At 60.8% G+C, this 25118-nt stretch carries 23 protein-coding genes; 13 read left to right on the top strand and 10 right to left on the bottom strand.

From position 1 onward, the window contains the following. Positions 1-59 precede the first annotated feature (59 nt). Both htpG and HF257_RS29215 read left to right on the top strand, forming a co-directional pair. Positions 60-1964 carry a molecular chaperone HtpG gene (htpG, locus tag HF257_RS29210; RefSeq protein ID WP_185708883.1) on the top strand — a complete coding sequence of 635 codons (1905 nt, stop codon included), beginning with the start codon at positions 60-62 and terminating at the stop codon, positions 1962-1964. A gap of 66 nt (positions 1965-2030) precedes the next feature. After that, on the top strand, positions 2031-2753 hold the full coding sequence (locus tag HF257_RS29215) for a dienelactone hydrolase family protein (RefSeq protein WP_185708884.1): 723 nt from the start codon (positions 2031-2033) through the stop codon (positions 2751-2753). Between the two features lie 97 nt (positions 2754-2850). Here HF257_RS29215 and HF257_RS29220 read toward each other — a convergent pair whose 3' ends face one another. After that, on the bottom strand, positions 2851-3717 hold the full coding sequence (locus HF257_RS29220) for a pirin family protein (RefSeq protein WP_185708885.1): 867 nt from the start codon (positions 3715-3717) through the stop codon (positions 2851-2853). A gap of 64 nt (positions 3718-3781) precedes the next feature. After that, on the bottom strand, positions 3782-4198 hold the full coding sequence (locus HF257_RS29225) for an OsmC family protein (RefSeq protein WP_185708886.1): 417 nt from the start codon (positions 4196-4198) through the stop codon (positions 3782-3784). 208 nt (positions 4199-4406) lie between these two features. Between HF257_RS29225 and HF257_RS33810 the strand changes: the two genes are divergently transcribed. Beyond that, the gene (locus tag HF257_RS33810) at positions 4407-6032 is read left to right on the top strand and encodes a methyl-accepting chemotaxis protein (protein ID WP_185708887.1); all 1626 of its coding nucleotides are present in this window, start codon (positions 4407-4409) and stop codon (positions 6030-6032) included. A gap of 186 nt (positions 6033-6218) precedes the next feature. Here HF257_RS33810 and fabB read toward each other — a convergent pair whose 3' ends face one another. The 5 genes from fabB to HF257_RS29255 all read right to left on the bottom strand — a co-directional run bounded on the left by fabB (position 6219) and on the right by HF257_RS29255 (position 13164). Continuing rightward, the gene (gene fabB / locus HF257_RS29235) at positions 6219-7439 is read right to left on the bottom strand and encodes a beta-ketoacyl-ACP synthase I (protein ID WP_017734322.1); all 1221 of its coding nucleotides are present in this window, start codon (positions 7437-7439) and stop codon (positions 6219-6221) included. An 11-nt stretch (positions 7440-7450) separates the two neighbouring features. Further along, entirely contained in the window at positions 7451-7966 is a 516-nt protein-coding gene (gene fabA, locus HF257_RS29240; protein WP_010211704.1) for a 3-hydroxyacyl-[acyl-carrier-protein] dehydratase FabA, read from the bottom strand. A gap of 248 nt (positions 7967-8214) precedes the next feature. Next, positions 8215-10116 (bottom strand): ATP-binding protein, encoded by a 1902-nt coding sequence (locus HF257_RS29245; RefSeq protein WP_185708888.1) that lies wholly within the window; start codon positions 10114-10116, stop codon positions 8215-8217. Further along, positions 10113-11042 carry an ABC transporter substrate-binding protein gene (locus tag HF257_RS29250; RefSeq protein ID WP_185708889.1) on the bottom strand — a complete coding sequence of 310 codons (930 nt, stop codon included), beginning with the start codon at positions 11040-11042 and terminating at the stop codon, positions 10113-10115. Before HF257_RS29250 ends, HF257_RS29245 begins: the two co-directional genes overlap by 4 nt. 1 nt (position 11043) lies before the next feature. Then, positions 11044-13164 (bottom strand): TonB-dependent receptor plug domain-containing protein, encoded by a 2121-nt coding sequence (locus HF257_RS29255; RefSeq protein ID WP_332872229.1) that lies wholly within the window; start codon positions 13162-13164, stop codon positions 11044-11046. Between the two features lie 195 nt (positions 13165-13359). On the opposite strand from HF257_RS29255, the gene HF257_RS29260 reads away from it, so the two are divergent. The 9 genes from HF257_RS29260 (at position 13360) to HF257_RS29300 (ending at position 21205) form a co-directional block, all read left to right on the top strand. Continuing rightward, positions 13360-14385, top strand: a complete 1026-nt coding sequence (locus HF257_RS29260) for an NAD(P)H-dependent glycerol-3-phosphate dehydrogenase (RefSeq protein ID WP_185708890.1) — start codon at positions 13360-13362, stop codon at positions 14383-14385. Between the two features lie 10 nt (positions 14386-14395). Then, positions 14396-14743 carry a DUF4389 domain-containing protein gene (locus HF257_RS29265; protein WP_185708891.1) on the top strand — a complete coding sequence of 116 codons (348 nt, stop codon included), beginning with the start codon at positions 14396-14398 and terminating at the stop codon, positions 14741-14743. Then, positions 14740-15189, top strand: coding sequence for a phosphohistidine phosphatase SixA (sixA, locus tag HF257_RS29270; protein WP_185708892.1), 450 nt, complete (start codon positions 14740-14742; stop codon positions 15187-15189). Before HF257_RS29265 ends, sixA begins: the two co-directional genes overlap by 4 nt. An 85-nt stretch (positions 15190-15274) precedes the next feature. Beyond that, on the top strand, positions 15275-16924 hold the full coding sequence (locus tag HF257_RS29275; protein ID WP_185708893.1) for an AMP-binding protein: 1650 nt from the start codon (positions 15275-15277) through the stop codon (positions 16922-16924). A gap of 30 nt (positions 16925-16954) precedes the next feature. After that, entirely contained in the window at positions 16955-17398 is a 444-nt protein-coding gene (locus HF257_RS29280) for a hotdog fold thioesterase (RefSeq protein WP_185708894.1), read from the top strand. Between the two features lie 97 nt (positions 17399-17495). Further along, positions 17496-18299: an alpha/beta fold hydrolase gene (locus HF257_RS29285; RefSeq protein WP_185708910.1), complete on the top strand. Its 804-nt coding sequence runs from the start codon at positions 17496-17498 to the stop codon at positions 18297-18299. Further along, a complete protein-coding gene (locus HF257_RS29290) occupies positions 18296-19150 on the top strand; it encodes an alpha/beta hydrolase (protein ID WP_185708895.1) in 855 nt (284 codons plus the stop codon). The genes HF257_RS29285 and HF257_RS29290 overlap by 4 nt, the downstream gene beginning before the upstream one ends. Positions 19151-19252: 102 nt before the next feature. Beyond that, the gene (locus tag HF257_RS29295; RefSeq protein ID WP_185708896.1) at positions 19253-20071 is read left to right on the top strand and encodes a DUF4892 domain-containing protein; all 819 of its coding nucleotides are present in this window, start codon (positions 19253-19255) and stop codon (positions 20069-20071) included. Between the two features lie 72 nt (positions 20072-20143). Further along, positions 20144-21205 carry an AI-2E family transporter gene (locus HF257_RS29300; protein WP_185708897.1) on the top strand — a complete coding sequence of 354 codons (1062 nt, stop codon included), beginning with the start codon at positions 20144-20146 and terminating at the stop codon, positions 21203-21205. A 17-nt stretch (positions 21206-21222) separates the two neighbouring features. Here the strand turns inward: HF257_RS29300 and HF257_RS29305 are convergent, their stop codons facing one another. Both HF257_RS29305 and HF257_RS29310 read right to left on the bottom strand, forming a co-directional pair. After that, on the bottom strand, positions 21223-22260 hold the full coding sequence (locus HF257_RS29305) for a sensor histidine kinase (RefSeq protein ID WP_185708898.1): 1038 nt from the start codon (positions 22258-22260) through the stop codon (positions 21223-21225). Continuing rightward, on the bottom strand, positions 22260-23024 hold the full coding sequence (locus HF257_RS29310; protein WP_185708899.1) for a response regulator: 765 nt from the start codon (positions 23022-23024) through the stop codon (positions 22260-22262). The genes HF257_RS29305 and HF257_RS29310 overlap by 1 nt, the downstream gene beginning before the upstream one ends. A gap of 259 nt (positions 23025-23283) precedes the next feature. On the opposite strand from HF257_RS29310, the gene pyrF reads away from it, so the two are divergent. Further along, on the top strand, positions 23284-23982 hold the full coding sequence (pyrF, locus tag HF257_RS29315; RefSeq protein WP_095015338.1) for an orotidine-5'-phosphate decarboxylase: 699 nt from the start codon (positions 23284-23286) through the stop codon (positions 23980-23982). Between the two features lie 123 nt (positions 23983-24105). Here the strand turns inward: pyrF and HF257_RS29320 are convergent, their stop codons facing one another. After that, a complete protein-coding gene (locus HF257_RS29320; RefSeq protein WP_185708900.1) occupies positions 24106-25113 on the bottom strand; it encodes an NADP-dependent oxidoreductase in 1008 nt (335 codons plus the stop codon). Between the last annotated feature and the right edge of the window lie 5 nt (positions 25114-25118).

The following is a 25118-nucleotide window of genomic DNA, read 5'->3' on the forward strand; positions in this document are numbered from 1 at the left end:
CAACCCGCCGCCAACCCTCAAGGGAGCGGCCACTGCCATCCAATTGGAGTTTGATGACCATGAGTGTGGAAACTCAAAAGGAAACCCTGGGCTTCCAGACCGAGGTGAAGCAACTGCTGCACCTCATGATCCATTCGCTGTATTCCAACAAGGAAATCTTCCTTCGCGAATTGATCTCGAACGCCTCTGACGCTGTCGACAAATTACGTTTCGAAGCCCTGTCCAAGCCTGAGTTGCTGGAAGGTGGCGCCGAACTGAAAATCCGTGTGAGCTTCGACAAAGACGCCAAGACCGTCACCCTCGAAGACAACGGTATCGGCATGAGCCGTGAAGATGCGATTACCCATTTGGGTACCATCGCCAAATCCGGCACCGCTGATTTCATGAAGAATCTGTCGGGCGACCAGAAAAAAGATTCGCACCTGATCGGCCAGTTTGGCGTGGGCTTCTACTCGGCCTTTATCGTTGCCGACAAGGTTGAAGTATTCAGCCGTCGTGCTGGCCTCGCCGCCGGCGAAGGCGTGCACTGGTCCTCCAAAGGTGAGGGCGAATTTGAAATCGCCACCATCGACAAGGCTGACCGTGGTACTCGCATCGTGCTGCACCTTAAAGACGGTGAAGACGAGTTCGCTGATGGTTGGCGCCTGCGCAACATCATCAAGAAGTACTCCGACCACATCGCACTGCCGATCGAGTTGCCGAAAGAGCAGGCTGCTGCCGAAGGCGAAGAGGCCCCAGCCCAGGAATGGGAAGTGGTCAACCGTGCCAGCGCCTTGTGGACCCGTCCTCGTACCGAAGTTAAGGACGAGGAATACCAGGAGTTCTACAAGCACATCGCCCACGATTACGAGAACCCGCTGAGCTGGAGCCACAACAAGGTCGAAGGCAAGCTGGAGTACAGCTCGCTGCTCTACGTACCTGCCCGTGCTCCGTTCGACCTGTACCAGCGTGAAGCGCCGAAAGGCCTCAAGCTCTACGTACAGCGCGTGTTCGTGATGGACCAGGCGGAGTCGTTCTTGCCGCTGTACCTGCGCTTCATCAAAGGTGTAGTGGACTCCAACGACCTGTCACTGAACGTGTCGCGTGAAATCCTGCAGAAAGACCCGATCATCGACTCCATGAAGTCGGCGCTGACCAAGCGCGTCCTCGACATGCTGGAAAAACTGGCGAAGAACGAGCCTGAGCAATACAAGGGCTTCTGGAAAAACTTCGGCCAGGTCATGAAAGAAGGCCCAGCCGAGGATTTCGCCAACAAGGAAAAAATCGCCGGCCTGCTGCGTTTTGCCTCTACCCAGGGTGAAGACGGTGAGCAAGTGGTGTCCCTGGCCGAATACCTGGCACGCGCCAAGGAAGGTCAGGACAAGATCTACTACCTGACCGGTGAAACCTACGCGCAGGTCAAGAACAGCCCGCACCTGGAGGTCTTCCGCAAGAAAGGCATCGAAGTGCTGCTGCTGACTGATCGTATCGATGAGTGGCTGATGAGCTACCTCAACGAATTCGACGGCAAATCCTTCGTCGACGTCGCCCGTGGCGACCTGGACCTGGGTAACCTGGACTCCGAAGAAGAGAAAAAAGAAGCCGAAGAAGTCGCCAAGTCCAAAGAAGGCCTGGTTGAGCGGATCAAGGCGTCCCTGGGCGAGGCTGTCAGTGAAGTGCGTGTTTCGCACCGCCTGACCGATTCCCCGGCGATCCTGGCCATTGGCGAGCAGGACCTGGGCATGCAAATGCGTCAGATCCTTGAAGCCAGCGGTCAGAAGGTTCCGGATTCCAAGCCGATCTTCGAGTTCAACCCGGCTCATCCGCTGATCGAGAAACTCGATGGCGAGCAGAGTGAAGAGCGGTTCGGCGACTTGTCGCACATCCTCTTCGACCAAGCGGCCCTGGCCGCGGGTGACAGCCTGAAAGATCCGGCCGCCTACGTGCGCCGCCTCAACAAGCTGTTGGTTGAACTGTCAGTCTGACACTGTTGTAGAAAAACCCGCTTCGGCGGGTTTTTTTGTTCTAGAGCACCTCAACTGGAGTAAATGATGAGCCAAGTCACTGTGCGTTCCGTGGTCTATCAGATTGATGGCCAGTCCTATGAAAGCCGTCTGGCGTTCGATGCCAGCCACAAGGGTCCATTGCCGGGCCTGCTGATGGCGCCGAACTGGATGGGTGTGAGTGCGGGTGCCGAGGAAATCGCCAAGAGCGTGGCCAGTAAAGGCTACGTGGTGCTGATCGCCGATCTGTACGGGCAAACCGTGCGTCCGTCGAATGGCGATGAAGCCGGTGCGGCGATGATGCCGTTGAAGAATGACAACCCAGAGCTGCTCAAGCGCCTGCAGGCTGCCTTTGAACAACTGCAGGGCCAGGCCGAGGTGGATACCTCGAAGCTGGCGACCTTTGGTTTCTGCTTTGGCGGCTTCTGCTCGCTGGAGCTGGCGCGTACCGGTGCGCCGTTGAAGGCTGCCGTATCGTTCCACGGCACGATCGACACCCAGAACCCGGCAGGCGCGAAAAACGTCAAGGGTTCGGTGCTGGTGCTGCACGGTGCTTCCGACCCATTGGTACCGAAAGCCCAGTTGCCGGCGTTCGAAGACGAAATGAACGCGGCCGGTGTGGATTGGCAATTGCTGAGCTACGGCGGTGCGGTGCATTCATTTACCGACCCGCATGCGAATGTGCCGGGCAAGATGATGTATGACGCGAAGACGGCCAAGCGGGCGTTCAAGTCGATGCATGATCTGTTGGATGAAGTGTTCCAGGGCTGATCTCTAGCATCTGTTCGGGCCTCTTCGCGAGCAAGCCCGCTCCCACATTTTGATGTGTGAATACATTCAAATGTGGGAGCGGGCTTGCTCGCGAATGCTATCTCACCGGCAATTCAATCCTTTCTGACTCCCCCGGAACTGTCGGCCAATCCCCGGCCGCCCAGCGCTGGCGTGCCTGCTCGATCATCGCAGGGTCACTCGCCACGAAATTCCAATTGATCCGCCGTGGCCCATCCAGCGGCGCCCCGCCAAACACCACCAGATGGCAATCCGTCTCGGCAAACAGGGCCATCTCCTGACCCGCCGGCAATACCACCAGGCTGTGCACCTCCAGTGTTTCGCCGTCCAGTTGTGCTTCACCTTCCAGCACATACACCGCCCGTTCCTCGTGCTCATCCGAGATCAGCAGGGTCGTGGCCGTCTGCATCCGCACTTCGGCGTACAGCGTGGGGGACAGCACCGGTACTGGGGATTTGAGGCAGAAACCACTGCCGGCGATCAGGCGGATCTGCACCCCCAGGTTGTCACTGACCGGCAGGCTAGATGCCGGGTGATGGCTGTAATGGCCTGGCCCGGTTTCGTGATCTTTCGGCGAGGCCAGCCACACTTGCAGGCCGTGCAGGCTGAAACCTGCGGCCTTGACGGCATCAGGTGTGCGTTCGACATGGGCTATCGCGCTGCCGGCGGTCATCCAACTGACGTCACCGGCGTGTACGACCTGATCCGAGCCCAGGCTGTCCTTGTGTTGCAGCGTGCCTTCGAACAGGTAGGTGAGGGTCGAGAGCCCGATATGCGGGTGCTGGCGAATATTCATGCCGCTGCCGGGCGCGTAGCGGGTGAGCAGCATGTGGTCGAAAAATACAAACGGCCCAACGCTGCGACATTCCCGCGAGGGCAGTGGGCGCAGGATCGGCTGGCCTTCGACGTCTTCGGGGCGAGGGCGGATCACGGTGAGGGTGTTCATGGTGCATCCCTGTCTGAGCGGGTTGGATGCCACTGAGCATAACCCGCTCGACGGGAGGATGGCGCTATTGGCTGAAGGCGCCTTCCGACAGCTCTGTCTCGATGGTCACCTCGGCGGTGGTCATCAGCTTGTGGACTGGGCAGCGATCGGCGACGCGGTGCAGTTCATCGCGCTGCTCATCGGTGAGCACGCCCTTGAGGGTCAGCTTGACGTTGAGCGTGTATTTGCCTTTTTGCTCGTCGGTGCTGTCGTGGGTGACTTCCACGGTCACGCCGGTGAGAGGAATGTCCTTCTTCTGCGCATAGAGCTTGACGGTCAGCGCCTTGCAGGAAGCCAGCGCCGCGTCGAAGTAATCGTGGGGGGAGGGCGCCGAGTCGTCGCCGCCCAGGCTCTTGGGCAAGTCGGTGAAGAGCTCGTGGTTGTTGATATTCACGCTGTGGCGAAAGTTGTCGTGGTTCAGGGTATTGACGGTAACAGGCATGGCAAACCTCACGAGGTGGCAGGATGAAGTGTCATGCAGTTATAGAGCATGCTGGCACTGGGGTGTTCCGTGTTTTATGCAATCAATGTCGGCGCGATTGTTGCGCACGTTGATATCGCGTTTTCGTCTTACGCAAAAAAGCCAACGGGCCGATACCTTTCAAGAGCCAGCTGCAATCGGATGCAGCGCATTTGGAAGGAGCCAAGGCATGAGTATCAGAAGTTTGAACATCGCCCCGCGTGCTGGGTTGGGGTTTGGCGTTCTGGCGTTGATGGTGTTTGCCCTGGGCGGTTTTGCCCTGTTGCAGATGGCGAATATGCGCCAGCAGTCAGACCAGGTGGAGAACAACTGGCTGCCCAGCGTGATGGCGGTGGGGGAAATGAGCCAGGACCTGCTGCGGGTGCGTGCGCTGACCTTGCGTCTTCTGCTCAACCGCGATCCCCAGGCGCTGGCGCAGAATGAGCAGAAGCTCAGCGACCTCAAAAGCGGCCTGCACCATGCACAGAGCCTGTATGAAGCGCTGATCGTGCTGCCCGAGGAGCGCACACTGTTCGACCGGTTCAAGGTCCAGGAGCAGCAATACCTGCAACGTCAGGAACAGGTCATGGGGTTTTCCAAGGCCAATCAGTTGGACGACGCGATCAAGGTGGTCAACGGCGAGATGAACCAGCTTGCCGACGAGATGGCGGTTACCTTGCACGACCTGGTCAACCTCAATAAAGCCAACGCCAACCAAGCAGCCAGCCTGGCGCAGAGCGTATTCAGCCAGTCGCGCAGTTGGGTAGTGGGCATGATCGTGCTCACGGCACTGATCACCATCGGCCTGGCCGTGTGGCTGACGCGCAGCATCGTGCTGCCGCTGGCCCAGTCATTGAAAGTCGCCCAGGGCGTGGCCAGTGGCGATTTGACAGGTGAGATCAGCGTCACTGGCAAGGATGAGCCAGCACGCCTGCAGCAGGCGCTCAAGGGCATGCAGGAGAACCTTCGGGACACCATCCGCCAGATTGCCGAGTCTTCGAACCAACTTGCCTCCGCCTCTGAAGAGCTCAGTTGCGTGACCGAGGATGCGACTCGCGGGCTGTATCAGCAGAATCAGGAAATCGAGCAGGCGGCTACCGCGGTCAACCAGATGACGGCGGCGGTGGAAGAAGTGGCCAGCAATGCCGTGGCCACCTCCCAAGCCTCCCGTGAGTCCGACCGTATCGCCCAGCAGGGGCGTGAACAGGTGCAGCAGACAGTGGTGTCGATTGAAGCGCTGGCCTCGGATGTAACGGCCAATGCGAACCAGGTCGAGGACTTGGCGCAGAAGGTCTATGGCATCAGTAAAGTGCTGGATGTGATCCGTTCGATTGCCGAACAGACCAACCTGTTGGCGCTGAACGCTGCGATCGAGGCGGCGCGGGCTGGGGATGCCGGGCGCGGTTTTGCGGTGGTGGCTGATGAAGTGCGGGCACTGGCTCATCGCACGCAGCAGTCGACCCAGGAAATCGAGCTGATGATCAGCGGGATTCAGCAGGGTACCGATCAGGCGGTCAGTTCCATGCAGCAGAGCAATACGCGGGCCCACGCCACGCTTGATATTGCCAAGTCGGCGGGGACGGCGTTGGAGGCGATTGCGTCGGCGTTCACCCTGATCAATGAGCGCAATCTGGTGATTGCCAGTGCGTCGGAGCAGCAGGCGGCGGTGGCGCGGGAGGTGGATCGCAACTTGATGAACATCCGCGACCTGGCGCACCAGACGTCTACGGGGGCGAACCAGACCAGTGCGGCGAGCCAGGAGTTGTCGCGGTTGGCTGTAGGGTTGAACACCATGGTGGCGCGGTTTTCTGTGTAGGGCTCGGAATCCGGTTGGCCCCTTCGCGAGCAAGCCCGCTCCCACATTTGACCGTATTCCACAGGATGTACTCGGTCAAGTGTGGGAGCGGGCTTGCTCGCGAAGCAGGCGACTCGGTCCCAATCCATTGCCCATAAAAAAGCCCCGAACCAGTCGGGGCTTTTTCATGCAATCAAGCTACAGGTCTTACTTACCCTGCCAGCGCTTCAGCACCAGGGTGGCGTTGGTGCCACCGAAGCCGAAGCTGTTGCTCATCACGGTATCGATCTTGGCGTTTTCAACGGTCTTGAGCTGGATCGGCATGTCAGCAACTGCTGGGTCCAGCTCATCGATGTTGGCCGAGCCGGCGATGAAGTTGCCTTCCATCATCAGCAGGCAGTAGATCGCTTCGTGAACGCCAGCGGCGCCCAGGGAGTGACCCGACAGGCTCTTGGTGGAGCTAATAGCTGGGGCCTTGTCGCCGAATACCGCACGCACACCTTCCATTTCCTTGGCGTCGCCGACCGGAGTCGAAGTGCCGTGGGTGTTCAGGTAGTCGATTGGGGTATCAACGGTGGACATTGCCATCTGCATGCAGCGGATGGCGCCTTCACCGCTTGGCGCAACCATGTCGTAGCCGTCGGAAGTCGCGCCGTAGCCGACGATTTCCGCGTAGATCTTGGCGCCACGGGCCAGAGCGTGCTCCAGCTCCTCGACCACCACCATGCCGCCACCGCCGGCGATGACGAAACCGTCACGCTTGGCGTCGTAGGCGCGGGAGGCCTTTTCCGGGGTTTCGTTGTACTGGGTGGACAGTGCACCCATGGCGTCGAACAGGAACGACTGGCTCCAATGTTCTTCTTCACCGCCGCCGGCGAAGACGATGTCCTGCTTGCCCAGCTGGATCTGCTCAACCGCAGTACCGATGCAGTGGGCACTGGTGGCGCAAGCCGAGGAGATCGAGTAGTTCACGCCCTTGATTGCAAATGGCGTGGCCAGGCAGGCCGAAACGGTGCTGCCCATGGTCCGCGTTACACGGTACGGGCCAACGCGTTTCACGCCTTTCTCGCGCAGGATGTCCAACGCTTCCATCTGGTTCAGGGTCGATGCGCCGCCGGAACCCGCGATCAGGCCGGTGCGTACGTTCGACACTTGGTCTTCGCTCAGACCGGAGTCGGCGATGGCGTCTTTCATGGCCAGGTAGGCGTAGGCGGCAGCGTGGCCGACGAAGCGGTAGATCTTGCGATCAATCAGTTCTTCGAGGGGCAGGTCGATGGAGCCGGAAACCTGGCTACGCAGACCCATTTCGGCATATTCCGGGTTGAAGCGGATGCCAGGGCGACTTGCACGCAGGTTAGCGGTGACGGTCTCTTTGTCATTGCCCAGGCAAGAAACGATGCCCAGACCAGTGATAACGACGCGGCGCATGCGGATAACCCTTAAAAGTTGTCAGTGGAAGTGAATACGCCGACCCGAAGGCCTTCGGCAGTATAGATCTCGCGACCGTCGACGCTCACCGAACCATCGGCGATGGCCAGGTTCAACTTGCCCTTGAGGACGCGCTTGATCTGAATGTTGTAGGTGACTTTCTTGGCGGTCGGCAGGACCTGGCCAAAGAATTTCACTTCGCCCGAACCCAGGGCGCGACCGCGGCCCGGCAGGCCTTGCCAGCCGAGGAAGAAACCGACCAGTTGCCACATGGCGTCAAGGCCCAGGCAACCTGGCATAACAGGGTCGCCTTCGAAATGGCAGGCGAAGAACCACAGGTCCGGGGTGATATCCAGCTCGGCGACCAATTCACCTTTGCCGTACTTGCCACCCTCTTCGCTGATATGGGTGATGCGATCCACCATCAGCATATTTGGGGCGGGCAGTTGCGCGTTACCTGGGCCGAACAGCTCACCGCGACTGCAGCGCAGCAGGTCTTCCCGAGTAAAGGCGTTTTGTTTGGTCATGCGAGCTCCTCAATAATCCCATGCGGCAGGGTAGGGTAAATCTTCCCGAACCGACTGAAGCGTTACGCCTCATACCGGCAGCCTACACATAGACTATTGCGTTGTAGTGAAAGTCACAGCGGCAAGGCACTGAATGTACACTTGTTCACTGAAATTTTAAACCGAGCCTGTTTATCGGCCCGTTCGGGTGCCTAAGACTGCCGCACTTTCGTCTTTCACGCCAGTCGCAGTTGGCTGATGGCGTGGCGCTACTGTACCCAGCGCTGCAGGATTTTCTGCAAATCGGTGCGTTTGAACGGCTTGGCCAGGTAATCGTTCATTCCCGCTGCGATACAAGCCTCACGGTCGCCCTGCAAGGCATTGGCGGTCAGCGCGATGATCGGCAAGTCGGAGCAGCCTGGCAACTGGCGGATCTGCCGGGTGGCTTCGTAGCCGTCGATCAACGGCAGGCGGCAGTCCATCAGGATTGCCGTGAAAATCAGGCTCTCGGCGCTGCGGATCGCTTCGGCACCGTCAGTGGCCAGGCTCACTTCGAAGCCCAGGCTGCGCAGCATCGCTTCGACCACGGTACGGTTGACGGGATTGTCTTCCACCAACAACACATGGCGCCCATCGCCCGCACCGTTTTTGCCTTCCGCATCCTGTGCAATCGCCGGCGAGCTTTGTTGATCGATGGCCAATGGAATTTCCAGGGTAAACACCGAACCACGGCCTTCTTCGCTCTGTGCGCGAAGCGTGCCGCCCATGCGTTCGGCCAGGGTGCGGGCAATGGGCAGGCCCAGGCCGGTACCGCCGTAACGTCTTGAAATGGAACTGTCGGCCTGCTGGAACGCATCGAACATCAGCTCCAGGCGCTCGGCGGAAATGCCAATGCCGCTGTCGCGCACGGTGCAGGTGAACCACACCAGCTCGTGGTCCAGGGTCTGCCACTGCGGTTCGACCGTGACGCTGCCGTGTTCGGTGAATTTGAGCGCATTGCCGATCAGGTTCACCAGGATCTGGCGGATACGTGTCGGATCGCCCTGCACGCGCAGCGTGGCCAGCCCGGGTGGGATCGGCAGGTTGAGCGCCAAGCCACGCTGTTGGGCGCTGTGCTGGAAGGCCTGGGCGCAGCTGTTGATCAGGTCCGCGAGGTTGAACGGAATGTGTTCCAGCTCCAGGGCTGCGCGTTCGATGCGCGAGAAGTCGAGAATGTCGTTGATCACCTTGAGCAAATGCTCGGTGGACTCGGAGGCCAGCGCCGCGTATTCGGTTTGCTCCTCAGTCATCTCGGTGGTTTCGAGCAGCTGCAGCATGCCCAGTACGCCGTTCATCGGTGTACGTAGCTCATGGCTCATCATCGCCAGGAAATCCGACTTGGCGTTGTTCGCGCGCTCGGCTTCTTCGCGGGTCTGGATCAACTGGGCCATGGCCTGTTGTTGTTCTCGGCTGGCGTGGTTGAGGCCTTCGGCGAGGTTGTTGATATGCCGCGCCAGGTCGCCCAGTTCCGAGTCGTCCACGATCGGCAGTGGCGTCGTGTAGTCGCCCTGTTGGATCGCCTTCACCGCATTGCCCATGGCGCTGATCGGCTGCGACAGGCTGGCTGCCAGGCGCCGCGCCAGCAAAAAGGTGAACAGCAGGGCGAAGAGCGCGAGGATACCGGCCTTGAACAGGATTTCCTGCTGGCGCTGGCTGAACGCATCGTTGGACATGCCGACGATCACGCGGCCCAAATAGTCCGCACGGGGTGCCTTGGGTTCGTTGAGGTTGTCCTGGAAAAAGTCATTGCCCAGCTGGATATGTTGCAGGCGAATTGGCGCCTGGAAGACTTTTACCGAGAGCGAACGATCGTGTTTTTCCGACGGCTGCTCGACGTACACCAGTATGTTTTCGCTACTGTCCTGGATCTCCAGGAAACGCACATGAGGCGTGGCCAAGGTGGCACGCAGCAGGCTGTCGAGCACATCGTTGTTGCCGGAGATCACGCCGTATTCAGTGGCGGGGGCCAGTTGGTTGGCGATCAGTTGGCCGGTGTGGTCCAGCTCCTGGCGCAAATCCTGGATACGCACGAAGGTGAAGAAGCTGATCAACAGCAACGTCAGCAACAGCGCCGGGCCCAAGGTGATGAGCTGGGTGCGGGTGTTGATATCCCAACGTCGACGCAAGGTCATGGGCGTTTTTCTCCTTCGTCCAATCGGGCGGCGACGCTGGACTCGTCTACCTGTTCGATCCCCAGTGAGCGTGCGACTTGCGGGTTGCCCACGACTTTGAAGTGATCCGGGTACAGCGAGCGTGGCCAAGTTGCTGGTGGGTGGTCCAGCAAACGATTGAGCACGGCCAGCCAGTCGCTCTGGTCGCTGTAGGTGCTGGCCAGGCTACCGGCACGCACAAAGCCCGCATTCGGCCCCACCAGCGGCAGTTGCTGGGCGTAGCTGCTCAATAGCAGGTTCTTTGCAGTCTTCGGGTTGTACAGTTGGGGGTCGTCGAGGCCGAGCAACACGTCACTGTTCCTGAACAGGGTTTGCAGCGGGCGACTGTCACTGATGTTGTCCCAACGCTGGGGCACGATCTCCAAGTCCATGGGCGTGGCGTACTGGCGCAGTTCGGGCAACAGGAACTCACTCTCGGCCCCGTAAAGCACGCCGATGCGCCGCGCCTGGGGCAGGACATTGGCGATCAGCCGCAGTTGGCGGTCCAGCGGTGGGTCGCTCCATAGCAAGCTGATGCGCGGGGGCTGCGTGGTGCCCAAGCGTTGATGGGCTTGTAGCCGGCTGATGCGCAACACCAGCGTCGGCGGTCCCTGGGTTTCTTGCAGGCGCCAGTCAAGGCCGGGCAGGTCCAGCAGGATCAGCCGCGTGTTGGCCGGTAGCCGGCTGGGGGCCGGCAAGTCTTTGAGGGGCTTGAAGGTGACGCGGTCTTCGGGACGTTGCTGGGCCAGGGCTTGTGCAAAGGCTTGCACCCCGTCACCGTCTTCGGCGGCGGTCAGCAGGATCTCGGCGCACCACGCAGGCGTCGCCAGCAGCAGGCAGGCAAGCAACAGCCCGCGCCGCAACAGCGTGTAGATAAAGAAGAAGGTCATCCGTGACGAGTTGCCCATGTCAGAACTCTAACTCCGCGCTGAAGTAGAGTACGTGGCGGTGGTCATAAACGTTGTCGGCCCAGGTGGTGGGCTGGTTATCGAGGCGTTGTTGCAACATGCCGGCCAGCTCCACGTTGGCGTTGCCCAAGGCAATGCGCTTGGCCACCCGCAGGTCGACCCGTTCGAAGCGATATCTGTTGAGTGCGTCGTCGCCATAGTAGAACAGCGCGCTGGACCAGCCTTGCCCCCATTCACGCAGCCAGCCGGCCGAGCCACTGTTGCGCGCGGTCTGCATTTTGTCCAGCGGATTGCTGGTGGTGGCATCCACGTAAGCATAGGTCAGTCGGAGGCGGTCGGCGTTGCTCAGGCGCCAGTCGAACTGCGACTCGGCCCCGGTAAACCGCGAGCTATTTGCATTGCTGGCGATGTATTGGTTGTTGCGCAAAGGTGAGCTGATCATTTCGGTGATTTCGTCATAGAACAGTTTCACGTCCATGCTCAGCCCAATGTCGGCAAAGAAACCGTTGTAACCCAATTCTCGCGAGCGCATCAGTTCTTTATCGAGGTTGCCAGGGCCCCGCGTCTTTACGAAGTATTGCCCGCTGCTCTGGCCAAAGGCCGGAGAGCTGAGATTGGTGACGCGGTAGCTCCAGTTGACGTTGTTCTCGAACATGTCCGGCGAACGGATCGCTTCGGAATACACCGCACGCAGGCCGTGGCGCGGGTTGATCAAGTAATTGACCGCCACCCGTGGTGTCAGCGAGCTGCCGCTCAGGTGCGTATCTTCAAACATGGCGCCGCCTTGCAGCAGCCAGTGTTCGCTGGCACGCCATTCCAGTTGCCCGAACAGGCGCCAGGTGGTGTCGTCCAGGGTGCCATTGAAATAGGTGTCGGAGTCGGCGCGGTCGTAGCGGTAATTCACACCACTGACCAGGCGCAGGCTGTCGGACAGGCTGAGGGTGTCCTGAACCTCCAGGTCGTAGCGGCTTTCACGGGTGCTTTGGTCGATGTCGCCGCAGACGCTCTGGCTGGCGCCATCACGCCATTGATCCAGCACGGTATTGGCCAGCGCTTGCTCAGCCGCGCCGCCGGGTGGTGCGCTGCCTTGGCTGTAGATGTCCATATGCCGGGCCAGTCGTTCGGCGTAGTTGGGGTTCAGTTGCCACAACTGGGTCAACTGCGGGCTGAACGAGATCTTGGCGTCGCAGGCTTTCCAGATTTGTCGACGGTCCCACTGTTGGGCCGAACCCTGGATATACAGGCTGTGATCGGGGTTGAAATCGAAATTCCAGCGCAGGGAGCCCGCATAGTCCTTGGCGGTGACGTCGGAATTATTACCACCTTCGGTAATCCCGGCGAATACTGGCATGTAGGTATAAGGCCGTTGGTTGGTGCCTTCCTTGGCATCCAGCTGCCAATCGATGCTTTGCTGCGCATTCAGGGTTTGGCTCACTGCCAGGCTGAAGCGGTTGAGGCGGCGGCTGTCACGACGGTCGGCACCGGCGGCGTCGCTGTCGAAGCCATCGTCTTGCTGGCCTGAGAGAGACAAGCGCAGATCGCCGGTTTCCCAGCCCACGCCCTGGCTGGCATAGAAGTCATTGATGCCACGTTCGCCACGCACCACCTTCACCCGCGTGCCGTGGCTGTTGGCTGGCGAGCGCGTAAGGATGTTGACCACTGCCATCAAGGCATTCGCGCCGTAGCTGACGGTGTTGGGGCCGCGGAACACCTCGATGCGCTCGATATCTTCCATGGCGACCGGGATATCGCTCCAGTCCACGGTGGCCAGGCCCGCGCGGTACACCGAGCGGCCGTCGATCAACACCTGCATGCGTCGTGCATCGCTGGCGCTGGTGCCGTGGTAGTTCACCGCCGCCTGGTTGCCGGTGGTGTAGCCGACCATCATGCCGGGCACCAGGCGCAGCAGTTCACTGATGTCTCGCGCGCCGCTGGCCTTGATCAGTTCGCTGTCGATCACGGTCATGCTGCCAGGGACAGCGGCGGCCGATTGCTTGAGGCGCGTGGCGGTCAAAACCTGGGGCAGCGGCTGGTTGTCGAGAAACAGATCGTCGGCCAGCGCGGGTACGCTGCACATCAACATCAACCACAGGGATGAACGGGGAGGAGGGCCCAAATACACGGCACGGCCTTGATAATTGCGGATAGCCGCCCATGTTAACTGAGGTGATGTCTTTTGCCAGTCGCAGGACTTGCATTTACATCACACAAATGTGGCATTTTCCGACAAGCGTGTGAATTGACACGGGGGCTGGCCGCAAGCGGGTCGCCCCGTATAATGCCGCCATCGCCACTGGTATGGATTAACGGATTGCATATGACTGAACAGCGCCCTATTGCGGTCCTGGGAGGCGGAAGTTTTGGTACCGCCGTGGCTAACCTGCTGGCCGAAAACGGCCATTCAGTGCGCCAGTGGATGCGTGATCCCGAGCAGGCCGAGGCCATTCGCGTGCACCGCGAGAATCCGCGCTACCTCAAAGGCATCAAGATTCACCCGGCGGTCGAACCCGTGACGGACCTACTGGCCACCCTGAACGACTGCGACCTGAGTTTTGTCGCGCTGCCCTCCAGTGCCTTGCGCTCGGTGCTGGCACCCCATGCCGACCTTTTGGCCGGCAAGCTGCTGGTCAGTCTGACCAAGGGCATCGAAGCGCAGACCTTCAAGTTGATGAGTGAAATCCTTGAAGAGATCGCTCCACAAGCGCGGATTGGCGTGTTGTCCGGGCCGAACCTGGCGCGGGAAGTCGCCGAGCACGCATTGACCGCCACGGTGGTCGCCAGTGAAGACGAAGCGCTGTGTGAGCGTGTGCAAGCGGTGCTGCATGGCCGCACGTTCCGCGTGTATGCCAGCAACGATCGCTTCGGCGTCGAGCTGGGCGGCGCATTGAAAAACGTCTACGCCATCATCGCTGGCATGGCGGTCGCACTGGGCATGGGCGAAAACACCAAAAGCATGCTGATCACCCGCGCCTTGGCCGAGATGACGCGTTTTGCGGTGAACCAGGGTGCCAACCCGATGACCTTCCTCGGCCTTGCGGGCGTGGGCGATTTGATCGTGACCTGCTCGTCGCCGAAAAGCCGCAATTACCAGGTCGGTTTTGCACTGGGCCAGGGCTTGAGCCTGGAAGACGCCGTGACGCGGCTGGGCGAAGTGGCCGAAGGGGTCAACACCCTAAAGGTGCTGAAGGCCAAGGCTCAGGAAGTCGGTGTGTATATGCCGCTGGTCGCTGGGCTGCACGCGATCCTGTTTGAAGGGCGCACCTTGAACCAGGTCATCGAGTTGTTGATGCGGGCCGAGCCGAAAACCGATGTCGACTTTATTTCCACCAGTGGTTTCAACTGAGGAACGCGCCATGAATGATCCAAAAGCAGCCCCCAAGTACGAATCCATTGTCTTGCGCATCCTCTGGATGCTGGTCTTTGCCCTGGTGTGGCAGGTGGCGCAGTTCCTGCTCGGCGCCTTGGTGATCGTGCAATTGATCTACCGCCTGGTGTATAGCGCGCCGAACCTGGGATTGATGAACTTTGGCGACAGCCTCAGCCAGTTCCTTGCGCAGATCGGTCGCTTTGGCAGCTTCCACACCGAACAAAAGCCGTGGCCATTCGCTGATTGGCCAACCCCCCGTGCGCCGGAGGGCGAGGCCGCCCACAGCGTGCCGCCAGCGCCGCACCCAGTGCGTGATGAAGAGCCGAAACTGTGAAGCTTTGGATTTTGCGCCACGGTGAGGCCGAAGGGCATGCGCGCACCGATGCCGAGCGCAACCTTACCGAACATGGCCGTGGCGAAGTGTTGCGCAGTGCTGCGCACCTGATCGGCCAGCCCCTCAGTGCAATCATCGCCAGCCCGTATGTGCGTGCGCAGCAAACCGCGCACCTGGTGCGCGATGCACTGGGTTTCGAGCCGCAGATTCGCACCGTGCCGTGGCTGACGCCTGAGGGCAACCCGTTGCAGGTGCTTGATAAGCTCGACACGGATGACACTGTGCTGCTGGTCAGCCATCAACCGTTGGTCGGCAGCCTGATCAGCTTTTTGCAACACGGTCACCCGCGTCAGCCGCAGCCGATGCACACCGCCAGCCTGGCGGAACTGGAAGGGGATTTTCCGCTGGCGGGGTTGATGAGCCTGGTCAGTGTGAAGCATCCGTAGGCTTTATCGCTGCTTTGTGTGTGCTATATAGTCAGCCAAGCAAGTGCTTGGTTGGCTATCGTCGGACCACAAAGGAGCGTGTCCCATGCCCGTTGCTTTTCGTTTGCCGTTGCAGGTTTTCTTCGAACGTGAAGCGCGACATCCGCGCCAAACCTTTTTGGTCCAGCCCGTGGGCGATGGCGAGGTGCAAGCCCTCACCTGGGGCGAAGTGGGCCATCAGGCCCGATGCGCAGCGCATTGGCTACGCGCCCGGGAGCTGCCCCAGGGTTCGCATATTGCGTTGATTTCAAAGAATTGCGCGCACTGGATCATCGCCGACCTGGCGATCTGGATGGCCGGGCATGTGTCCGTACCGCTGTACCCTAACCTCACCGCCGACTCCGTCGCCCATGTGCTCAGCCACTCTGAGGCTGCGCTGGTGTTTATCGGCAAACTTGACGACTGGCCTGCCATGGCACCTGGCGTGCCGGTGGGGGTGCCGACCATCAGCCTGCCGCTGTGCCCGCTCGGCGACTTCGACTTCCGCTGGGCCGACCTGCAGGCGTGCTCACCGATCCAGGACGAGCCCACGCCTGCAGCGTCGGACGTTGCCACCATTATCTACACCTCCGGTACTACCGGCCTGCCCAAGGGCGTGATGCATAGCTTCGGCGCGCTGGGCTTTGCCGCCACCCGTGGCACCGAGCTGTTTGGGCTGGGGGAGGGTGACCGGCTGCTGTCGTACCTGCCGTTGTGTCATGTGGCGGAGCGGATGTTTGTGGAGATGGCCTCGATCTACACCGGGCAAACGGTGTTTTTCGCGCAAAGCCTCGATACCTTTCTGACCGACCTGCGTAGGGCGCGTCCTACCGCATTGTTTGGTGTACCGCGAATCTGGACCAAGTTCCAGATGGGCGTCTACGCCAAGATCCCGGAAAAACGCTTGGACACCCTATTGCGCCTGCCCTTCATCGGCAAGCGTGTGGGCCACAAGGTGCTTGCCGGGCTGGGCCTGGATGCGCTGCGTATCGCGTTGTCTGGTGCCGCGCCGGTGCCTGAGGCTTTACTGCGCTGGTATCAACGCCTGGGCCTGGATGTGCTGGAGGTGTACGGCATGACCGAGAGCTGTGGCTACTCCCATGTGTGTCGCCCCGGCCAGCAGACCCTAGGTTGGATAGGCTTGCCATGCCCCGGCGTTGAAGTGCGTATCGACTCCTTGGGCGAGGTGCAGGTGCGCAGCGGTGCGACCATGCTCGGGTACTTCAAGGACCCGCAAAAAACCGCCGAAACCATCACCGCCGATGGCTTCCTGCGTACCGGCGACAAGGGCGAACAGGACGCCGACGGTCGCTTGCGCCTGACCGGTCGACTCAAGGAAATCTTCAAGACCAGCAAGGGCAAGTACGTGGCCCCCGCGCCGATTGAAAATCGCCTGGCCGAACATGCGCGCATCGAGCAGGTGTGCGTAGTGGGTGATGGGCTCGCCGCGCCGATCGGTTTGTGTGTGTTATCGGTGGCAGACGAAGCCCCGAAAGCACTGCACGCCAGCCTTGAACGCTGGCTGGAGCAGGTCAACCAGACGCTGGATAAACATGAGCGCTTGCGCCAACTGGTGGTGGTCAAGGACAGCTGGGCGGTGGAAAACGGTTTCCTGACGCCGACCTTGAAGATCAAGCGCAACGTGATCGAGTCGACTTACGGCGCACACTTTCAAGCCTGGAGTGAACGCTCTGAATCTGTTCTGTGGCAGGATTAATCTCATCATAAAACCAACAAGGACACCTTCATGGGCCTGTGGCGCACGCAACCTAATATCGAACAACTCAATGCGATCCAGAAAAACACCATCGGTGAGCTGCTGGACATTCGCTTTGAAAGCTTTGACGACGAGTCCCTGACCGCCAGCATCGTGGTCGACCATCGCACCCATCAACCCTACGGCCTGTTGCATGGCGGCGCGTCGGTGGTGCTGGCCGAGAGTGTGGGCTCGATGGCGGCGTATCTGTGCATTGACCCCAGCAAGTTCTATTGCGTGGGCCTGGAGGTCAACGCCAACCACCTGCGCGGTGTGCGCAGCGGGCGGGTGACAGCGGTGGCGCGGGCGATCCATATCGGCCGCACCACCCAAGTCTGGGATATCCGCCTGACCACGGAGGACGGCAAGGCCAGCTGCGTTTCGCGCCTGACCATGGCCGTGGTGCCGCTGGGCGAGAACCCGCCGGCGCGATAGGCGTGGCGTGAGTGTCATCATTCCTGGCAGTTACAGTCATTGCTGTGCTGCCCAGGCATAGGGACAATCGATGTCTGTTCTTGTAGATGGGTCCGGTATGTCGCAGCACGTGTTTTTCGCCCATGCCAATGGGTTCCCTTCGGCCACCTACGGCAAGCTGTTTGCCGCATTGTCCCCGGAATACGCGGTGGCGCATTTGCCACAGCACGGTCACGACCCCAGGTTTCCGGTGGATGATAACTGGCAGAACCTGGTGGATGAACTGATCCATCATTTGGAGCTGCAACCTGAACCGGTGTGGGGCGTAGGCCATTCCCTGGGTGGTGTGCTGCATCTGCACGCGGCCATGCGCTGCCCGCAGTTGTATCGCGGCGTGGTGATGCTCGACTCGCCGGTGCTGACCCGCGCCGATCGCTGGGTGATCCGCGCAGCCAAGCGCTTTGGTTTTATCGACCGGCTGACACCCGCTGGGCGGACGTTGGGCCGTCGTGAAGAGTTCAGCGACCTGGAAGCAGCGCGCAGCTACTTCGCTGGCAAGACGCTGTTTCGTGGTTTTGACCCCGAATGCTTCGACGCTTACCTGCAACATGGCCTGCTGCAAGTCGGCGACCGCCTGCGCCTGCGCTTCGACCCGGCCACCGAAATCAGCATCTACCGTGGCGTGCCCCACACCAGCCCTGGCCAGGTGCGCCAATTGAAGGTGCCGCTGGCTGTGGTGCGCGGTCGCCAGAGCCGCGTAGTGATGCGTCACCATGCCAGCGGTGTGGACCGCCTGCCCATGGGCGAGATGCTGACCATGCCCGGCGGGCATATGTTTCCGCTTGAGCGCCCCCAGGACACCGCGACGTTGATCAAGCACTTGTTTGCCCGCTGGGAAGCCCGCGAGCGCAACTGCGCATGAGCACGCCGGTCGAGGAAGTGCGCCTGAGCCTGCCGCACATTGAGTTGGCGGCCCATCTGTTTGGCCCAGAAGACGGCTTGCCCGTGATCGCCCTGCATGGCTGGCTCGACAACGCCAACAGCTTTGCGCGGCTGGCGCCTAAGCTGGCGGGTTTGCGTATCGTAGCCTTGGACATGGCGGGGCATGGGCACTCGGCGCATCGTCCTACAGGCGCCGGTTATGCCTTGTGGGATTACGTCTATGACGTGTTGCAGGTCGCCGAACAACTGGGCTGGAAACGTTTTGCATTACTTGGCCATTCCCTCGGCGCCATCGTGTCCCTGGTGCTGGCCGGCGCGTTACCGGAGCGAGTCACGCACCTGGGTTTGATCGACGGCGTTATCCCACCGACCGCCAGTGGCGAGAACGCTGCCGAGCGGTTGGGCATGGCGCTGCAGGCGCAATTGAACCTGCAGGACAAGCGCAAACCCGTCTACAGCACCCTGGATCGTGCCGTCGAGGCGCGGATGAAAGGCGTGGTGGCCGTCAGTCGTGAAGCTGCCGAACTGCTGGCCCAGCGCGGTTTGATGCCTGTACCGGGCGGTTACACCTGGCGTACCGACAGCCGGCTGACCCTGGCTTCGCCGATGCGTCTGACGGACGAGCAGGCCATGGCTTTCGTGCGGCGTGTGGCTTGCCCTACGCAGTTGGTGGTTGCTGCTGACGGCATGTTGGCGAAACATCCCGAATTGCTTTCCCAGCTACCCTTTACCGTGACCACGTTACCTGGCGGCCATCATTTACACCTGAATGACGAGCCCGGTGCGCTCCTTGTTGCAGACTGTTTCAATCGGTTCTTCTCCGTGCCTTGACTTGGGGCGGTCAACTGCCGAGGCTGGGCGGATTGAAAGGGAGTCAACCATGAATAAAGTCAGTACCGCTGCGACCTCCGATGGCCAGGGCGCGTTGATCCGATGAGCGTGCCTAACGGATGTTTCCGTATCCTGGGCTTGAGCCTTCTCAGCCCATTGGTGTTCGCCGCCGACGTACCGGGCAGCCAGGACCTGCCCACCGTGACCCGCCAGGTCGACGCACAAATTGTCGATTACCGCCCCGCCGAAGAAAAAGAACGCATCTACCCCATGGGCGCGATTCGCAAGATTAGCGGCCAGTTGCGCTACGAAGGTCAAGCCACTGCACGTGGCCAAGCCACGGCGATCACCTATGAACTCCCTCCCGAACACAGCTCCAGCGCAGCCTTCACCGCGACGCGTGAAGCGTTGCAGGCCAAGGGCGCGCAGTTGCTGTTCTGGTGCCAGGCCCGTGACTGCGGGGAAAGCAGCCTGTGGGCCAATGAGGTGTTCGGCAACGCCAAGCTGGTGGGTGCCGATGGCCAGCAGGAATACCTGCTGTTACGCCTGGCCGCTCCGCAGGACAACTCCCTGGTGGCGCTATACGGCATCACCCGTGGCAACCGTCGCGCCTATTTGCATGTAGAACAACTGGATGCCAGCGCTCCGCTGGGCGATCTGCTGCCCACCTCCGCGACGTTGCTGCGCGAACTGAAAAGCACGGGCGAGCTGGATTTCCCTACGTTGGGCACCGAGCCTGATGCCACCTGGCTGACCCTGATATCACGCGGACTGAACCTCGACGCCACCTTGCGCGTCAGTTTGACCGGGCCGACCGCCGAAGCCTGGCGCCAGGGCCTGATCGACAGCGGTGTGCGCGCTGCACGGATGGAAACCGGCACAGGTGATGCAAAGGGCCTGCACCTGCATCTGATACGCTAAGCATCACAAGGCGAACGGACCCGCGCCGTTCGCCTAAGCTGTCTTCCTAACGTCTTCTTCTAGAGAAACCCCATGCTCAATAACGATCGCCTGCTGGTGCAAATCCTGCTGCTGGTGCTGTTTGGTGCCAGCTTCTGGGTGATGGCGCCGTTCTGGTCGGCGCTGTTCTGGGGCGCGGTGCTGGCGTTTGCCAGTTGGCCGCTGATGCGCCTGCTCACCCGTTGGCTGGGTGGCCGTGAATCCCTGGCGGCCGGCATCCTCACGTTAGGTTGGATGTTGTTGGTGGCGGTGCCTTTGGTGTGGCTGGGGTTTAACCTGGCGGACCATGTGCGTGACGCCGTCGGCCTGATCAAGGATATCCAGGTTGATGGCTTGCCCGAGGCGCCCACGTGGTTGGGCTCCATTCCATTTGTTGGCGAGCGCCTGGTCGGGATGTGGAACAGCATCGACCAACAGGGCGCGGCCCTGATGGTCACGCTCAAACCCTACCTGGGCCAGGTGGGCAACTGGCTGCTGGCCCGCAGTGCGCAGATCGGTGGCGGGATCCTTGAACTGACCTTGAGCCTGGTGTTCGTGTTCTTTTTCTACCGCGATGGGCCGCGCTTGGCGATGTTTGTACACCGCTTGCTGGAGCGTCTGATCGGTGAGCGTGCCGGCTATTACATCGAGCTGGTGGCGGGCACCGTACAACGCGTGGTCAACGGCGTGATCGGTACCGCCGCCGCCCAGGCCCTGTTGGCGTTGATCGGCTTCCTGATCGCCGGCGTGCCGGGCGCGCTGGTGTTGGGCATCGTGACCTTCCTGCTGAGCCTGATTCCCATGGGCCCGCCGCTGGTGTGGATCCCGGCCACGGCCTGGCTGGCGTGGAAGGGCGACTACACCTATGCAGTGTTCCTGGGCATATGGGGCACATTCATCATCAGTGGCGTGGACAACGTGCTCAAGCCGTACTTGATCAGCCGTGGTGGCAACCTACCGCTGGTAATTGTGCTGCTCGGGGTGTTTGGTGGGTTGATCGCTTTCGGCTTTATCGGCCTGTTTATCGGCCCGACCTTGCTAGCGGTGGCGTACAGCCTGCTGATGGACTGGAGCGCGACCCAGGCCCAAGGCCGCCGGGAAGATAAATCGATCTAACTGATTGATTGAGACCATTAGGCCCTGGGCAGCCACATCACTGCGGTCAAACCGCCGCCTGGGGTTTCCTCCAGGCTCAGGCGACCGCCAATGCGCTCTACCGCCTCCTTGGAAATCGTCATGCCCAGCCCCACGCCGCCGGAATTACGGTTGCGTGAGCCTTCCAGCCGATAAAACGGCTCGAACACCGCCTCGCGTTTGTCGGCAGCAATGCCTGGCCCGTGATCGATCACACGAATCACCAGCGCTTCGCGACTGTCTTCCAATTCCACCTGCGCCGTGCCGGCATAGCGCAACGCGTTGTCGATCAGGTTGTTGAGGCACGATCGCAAGGCCATCGGCTGCACCTGCAACGGTGCGCAGGTGCCGGAAAATTGCACGTCGGAGCCTTGGTCCTGGGCGTTTTCACTCATGGACTCCACCAACGCCTGCACGTCCAACAAATGCCGGGTTTCGCTGGTGCGCTGTTCATGCAGGTAGCTCAGGGTGGCGTCGAGCATGCCGATCATGTCGTTCAGGTCCTGACGCATCTGCCCCTGCAACTTGGTGTCTTCGATCTGTTCCAGGCGCAGCTTGAGGCGTGACAGCGGGGTGCGCAGGTCATGGGAGACCGCGCCCAACATGCGTGCACGTTGGCTGACTTGCTCACGGATTCGGCGCTGCATCAGGTTGAAGGTATACGCGGCCTGGCGTGCCTCGCGGGGGCCGGTTTCTTCCAGGGGCGAGCTGTCGAGGTCCAGGCTGAGGCGTTCGGCGGCATCGCTCAGACGCTGGATCGGCCGGCTCAACAGCTTGGCGCCATACCAGGCAGCGATGATCAGTGAGATGAACTGGAATGTCAGCGGTACCACCGGGCCACCAAACCAGGGCCGATGGTGCTCCTTGATCAGCGGCTTCATGGTGCCGTCAGGTTGCTCGACAAACGTTTCCTGAGGCGGCGGTGGCGGGGGGCCGTAATGGCGGAACCATGCGATGGCCAGCACATGAGCCAGGATGATCGCCACCAGCAACACACCGAACAGCCGACCGAACAGCGTGTTGAAGTGGGCTCGCATCAACCGATATCTCGGGCGTCGAACAAGTAGCCTTCACCGCGCACGGTCTTGATCAACTGCGGTGCCTTGGGGTCATCCCCCAGTTTTTGCCGCAGGCGCGAGACCAGCAAGTCGATGCTGCGGTCGAACGCTTCGATGGAGCGCCCGCGGGCCGCATCCAGCAGTTGTTCACGGCTCAATACCCGGCGAGGGCGTTCGATAAACACCCACAACAGGCGGAATTCGGCGTTGGACAGCGGCACAACCAGGCCATCATCGGCCACCAGTTGGCGCAGGACGCTGTTCAGGCGCCAGTTATCGAAGCGAATATTGGCGCGTTGTTCGGTGCGATCATCACGCACACGACGCAGGATGGTCTGGATGCGCGCGACCAGCTCTCGCGGTTCGAAGGGCTTGGACATGTAGTCGTCGGCGCCCAGTTCCAGCCCGATGATGCGGTCGGTGGGTTCGCAGCGGGCGGTGAGCATCAGGATCGGGATGTCCGACTCCGCGCGCAGCCAGCGGCACAGTGACAAACCGTCTTCGCCCGGCAGCATCAGGTCGAGCACCACCACGTCGAAGGTCTCGGCTTGCATGGCCTGGCGCATTGCGGCACCGTCGGTCACGCCGGTGGCTAGAATATTGAACCGTGCCAGGTAGTCGATCAGCAGTTCGCGGATCGGCACATCGTCATCGACGATCAACGCACGGGTATTCCAGCGCTTTTCTTCGGCGATCACTGCGCCTTTTTGCTCTTCGTGTACAGAGACGGTAGGGGTATGCATAGTGCGATCTTCTGCCCTGTTGTTGCGGTCAGCATAGACGGCCAGCCCCATGGCTGGTAGTGCTGGACGGTGGGTCGTGCGAGCGAGGCTAGCCGTGGGGCGTGTTGGGGGCATGTCGTGAATGTATCAGCTTTGAAATAATTGGCTGAAATGCCCGCCCAAAGGCGCTTGGTCAGTATTTACCGATCATCGGATCCCGCAACGGCGCCGCTTGCGCTACAATCCGCGCCGATTTCGACTTGCCTGAGAGCCCATTCCAATGTCCGTCTGCCAGACTCCTATCATCGTCGCCCTGGATTACCCCACTCGTGACGCCGCACTGAAGCTGGCTGACCAGTTGGACCCGAAGCTGTGTCGGGTCAAGGTCGGCAAAGAACTCTTCACCAGTTGCGCTGCAGAAATTGTCGGCACCTTGCGTGACAAAGGTTTCGAAGTGTTCCTCGACCTTAAATTCCACGACATTCCCAACACCACTGCCATGGCGGTGAAGGCCGCCGCCGAAATGGGCGTGTGGATGGTCAACGTGCACTGCTCCGGCGGTCTGCGCATGATGAGCGCCTGCCGCGAAGTGCTGGAACAGCGTAGCGGCCCCAAACCTCTGTTGATCGGCGTGACCGTGTTGACCAGCATGGAGCGCGAAGACCTGGCCGGTATCGGCCTGGACATTGAGCCACAGGAGCAAGTGCTGCGCCTGGCGGCCCTGGCGCAGAAAGCCGGCCTCGATGGCCTGGTGTGTTCGGCGCTGGAAGCCCAGGCCTTGAAGGCGGCCCACCCGTCGCTGCAACTGGTGACCCCCGGCATTCGCCCTGCCGGCAGCGCCCAGGATGACCAGCGCCGTATCCTGACCCCGCGCCAGGCATTGGACGCAGGGTCCGACTACTTGGTGATTGGCCGTCCGATCAGCCAGGCGGCAGATCCGGCGAAGGCGTTGGCGGCAGTGGTTGCCGAGATAGCCTAACTTTCAGCGATCTAAAATGTGGGAGCGGGCTTGCTCGCGAATGCGGTGGATCAGTCGAAACATCTTTGACTGACACACTGCATTCGCGAGCAAGCCCGCTCCCACATTCTTATCCAAGGTGTGTCAGCTGACTTTCAACACCAACTTCCCAAAGTTCTCCCCGTTGAACAGCTTCATCAACGTCTCCGGGAACGTCTCCAGCCCCTCCACGATATCTTCCTTGCTCTTGAGCTTGCCCTGCGCCATCCAGCCGCCCATTTCCTGGCCGGCAGCGGCAAAGTTGGCGGCGTGATCCATCACCACAAAACCTTCCATACGTGCGCGATTGACCAACAGTGACAAGTAGTTGGCTGGGCCTTTCACCGCTTCCTTGTTGTTGTACTGGCTGATGGCACCGCAAATCACCACCCGTGCTTTCAGTGCCAGACGGCTGAGTACGGCGTCGAGGATATCGCCGCCGACGTTATCGAAATACACATCCACGCCTTTAGGGCACTCGCGCTTGAGGGCGGCGGGCACGTCTTCGTTTTTGTAGTCGATGGCCGCGTCAAAGCCCAGTTCATCGACCAGGAACTTGCACTTGTCGGCGCCGCCCGCGATGCCCACCACGCGGCAGCCTTTGATCTTGGCGATTTGCCCGGCAATGCTGCCCACGGCGCCGGCCGCGCCGGAGATCACCACGGTCTCACCGGCCTTCGGTGCACCGGTGTCCAGCAGGGCAAAGTAGGCCGTCATGCCGGTCATGCCCAGGGCGGACAAATAACGTGGCAGCGGCGCCAATTTCGGATCGACTTTATAAAAACCTCGCGGCTCGCCAAGGAAATAATCCTGCACGCCCAGTGCGCCGTTCACGTAGTCGCCGACGGCAAATTTCGGGTTGTTCGAGGCAAGCACCTGGCCTACACCGAGTGCGCGCATCACTTCGCCGATACCGACCGGGGGAATGTAGGATTTGCCCTCATTCATCCAGCCACGCATGGCGGGGTCGAGGGACAGGTATTCGTTGCGCACCAGCACCTGCCCGTCCTGGGGTGTGCCGACCGGCACTTCCCGGTAGGTGAAGGTTTCCCGCGTGGCCGCGCCGACCGGGCGTTTGGCAAGCAGAAATTGGCGGTTGGTCTGGGCGGTCATGGCAG

The sequence above is a fragment of the Pseudomonas cremoris genome (genome assembly GCF_014230465.1).

What these genes read in the sequence shown, in the direction of transcription:
- htpG (WP_185708883.1), top strand. Translation starts at nt 60, where the DNA reads ATGAGTGTGGAAACTCAAAAGGAAACCCTGGGCTTCCAGACCGAGGTG.
- HF257_RS29215 (WP_185708884.1), top strand. Translation starts at nt 2,031, where the DNA reads ATGAGCCAAGTCACTGTGCGTTCCGTGGTCTATCAGATTGATGGCCAG.
- HF257_RS29220 (WP_185708885.1), bottom strand. Translation starts at nt 3,717, where the DNA reads ATGAACACCCTCACCGTGATCCGCCCTCGCCCCGAAGACGTCGAAGGC.
- HF257_RS29225 (WP_185708886.1), bottom strand. Translation starts at nt 4,198, where the DNA reads ATGCCTGTTACCGTCAATACCCTGAACCACGACAACTTTCGCCACAGC.
- HF257_RS33810 (WP_185708887.1), top strand. Translation starts at nt 4,407, where the DNA reads ATGAGTATCAGAAGTTTGAACATCGCCCCGCGTGCTGGGTTGGGGTTT.
- fabB (WP_017734322.1), bottom strand. Translation starts at nt 7,439, where the DNA reads ATGCGCCGCGTCGTTATCACTGGTCTGGGCATCGTTTCTTGCCTGGGC.
- fabA (WP_010211704.1), bottom strand. Translation starts at nt 7,966, where the DNA reads ATGACCAAACAAAACGCCTTTACTCGGGAAGACCTGCTGCGCTGCAGT.
- HF257_RS29245 (WP_185708888.1), bottom strand. Translation starts at nt 10,116, where the DNA reads ATGACCTTGCGTCGACGTTGGGATATCAACACCCGCACCCAGCTCATC.
- HF257_RS29250 (WP_185708889.1), bottom strand. Translation starts at nt 11,042, where the DNA reads ATGGGCAACTCGTCACGGATGACCTTCTTCTTTATCTACACGCTGTTG.
- HF257_RS29260 (WP_185708890.1), top strand. Translation starts at nt 13,360, where the DNA reads ATGACTGAACAGCGCCCTATTGCGGTCCTGGGAGGCGGAAGTTTTGGT.
- HF257_RS29265 (WP_185708891.1), top strand. Translation starts at nt 14,396, where the DNA reads ATGAATGATCCAAAAGCAGCCCCCAAGTACGAATCCATTGTCTTGCGC.
- HF257_RS29275 (WP_185708893.1), top strand. Translation starts at nt 15,275, where the DNA reads ATGCCCGTTGCTTTTCGTTTGCCGTTGCAGGTTTTCTTCGAACGTGAA.
- HF257_RS29280 (WP_185708894.1), top strand. Translation starts at nt 16,955, where the DNA reads ATGGGCCTGTGGCGCACGCAACCTAATATCGAACAACTCAATGCGATC.
- HF257_RS29285 (WP_185708910.1), top strand. Translation starts at nt 17,496, where the DNA reads ATGTCGCAGCACGTGTTTTTCGCCCATGCCAATGGGTTCCCTTCGGCC.
- HF257_RS29290 (WP_185708895.1), top strand. Translation starts at nt 18,296, where the DNA reads ATGAGCACGCCGGTCGAGGAAGTGCGCCTGAGCCTGCCGCACATTGAG.
- HF257_RS29295 (WP_185708896.1), top strand. Translation starts at nt 19,253, where the DNA reads ATGAGCGTGCCTAACGGATGTTTCCGTATCCTGGGCTTGAGCCTTCTC.
- HF257_RS29300 (WP_185708897.1), top strand. Translation starts at nt 20,144, where the DNA reads ATGCTCAATAACGATCGCCTGCTGGTGCAAATCCTGCTGCTGGTGCTG.
- HF257_RS29305 (WP_185708898.1), bottom strand. Translation starts at nt 22,260, where the DNA reads ATGCGAGCCCACTTCAACACGCTGTTCGGTCGGCTGTTCGGTGTGTTG.
- HF257_RS29310 (WP_185708899.1), bottom strand. Translation starts at nt 23,024, where the DNA reads ATGCATACCCCTACCGTCTCTGTACACGAAGAGCAAAAAGGCGCAGTG.
- pyrF (WP_095015338.1), top strand. Translation starts at nt 23,284, where the DNA reads ATGTCCGTCTGCCAGACTCCTATCATCGTCGCCCTGGATTACCCCACT.
- HF257_RS29320 (WP_185708900.1), bottom strand. Translation starts at nt 25,113, where the DNA reads ATGACCGCCCAGACCAACCGCCAATTTCTGCTTGCCAAACGCCCGGTC.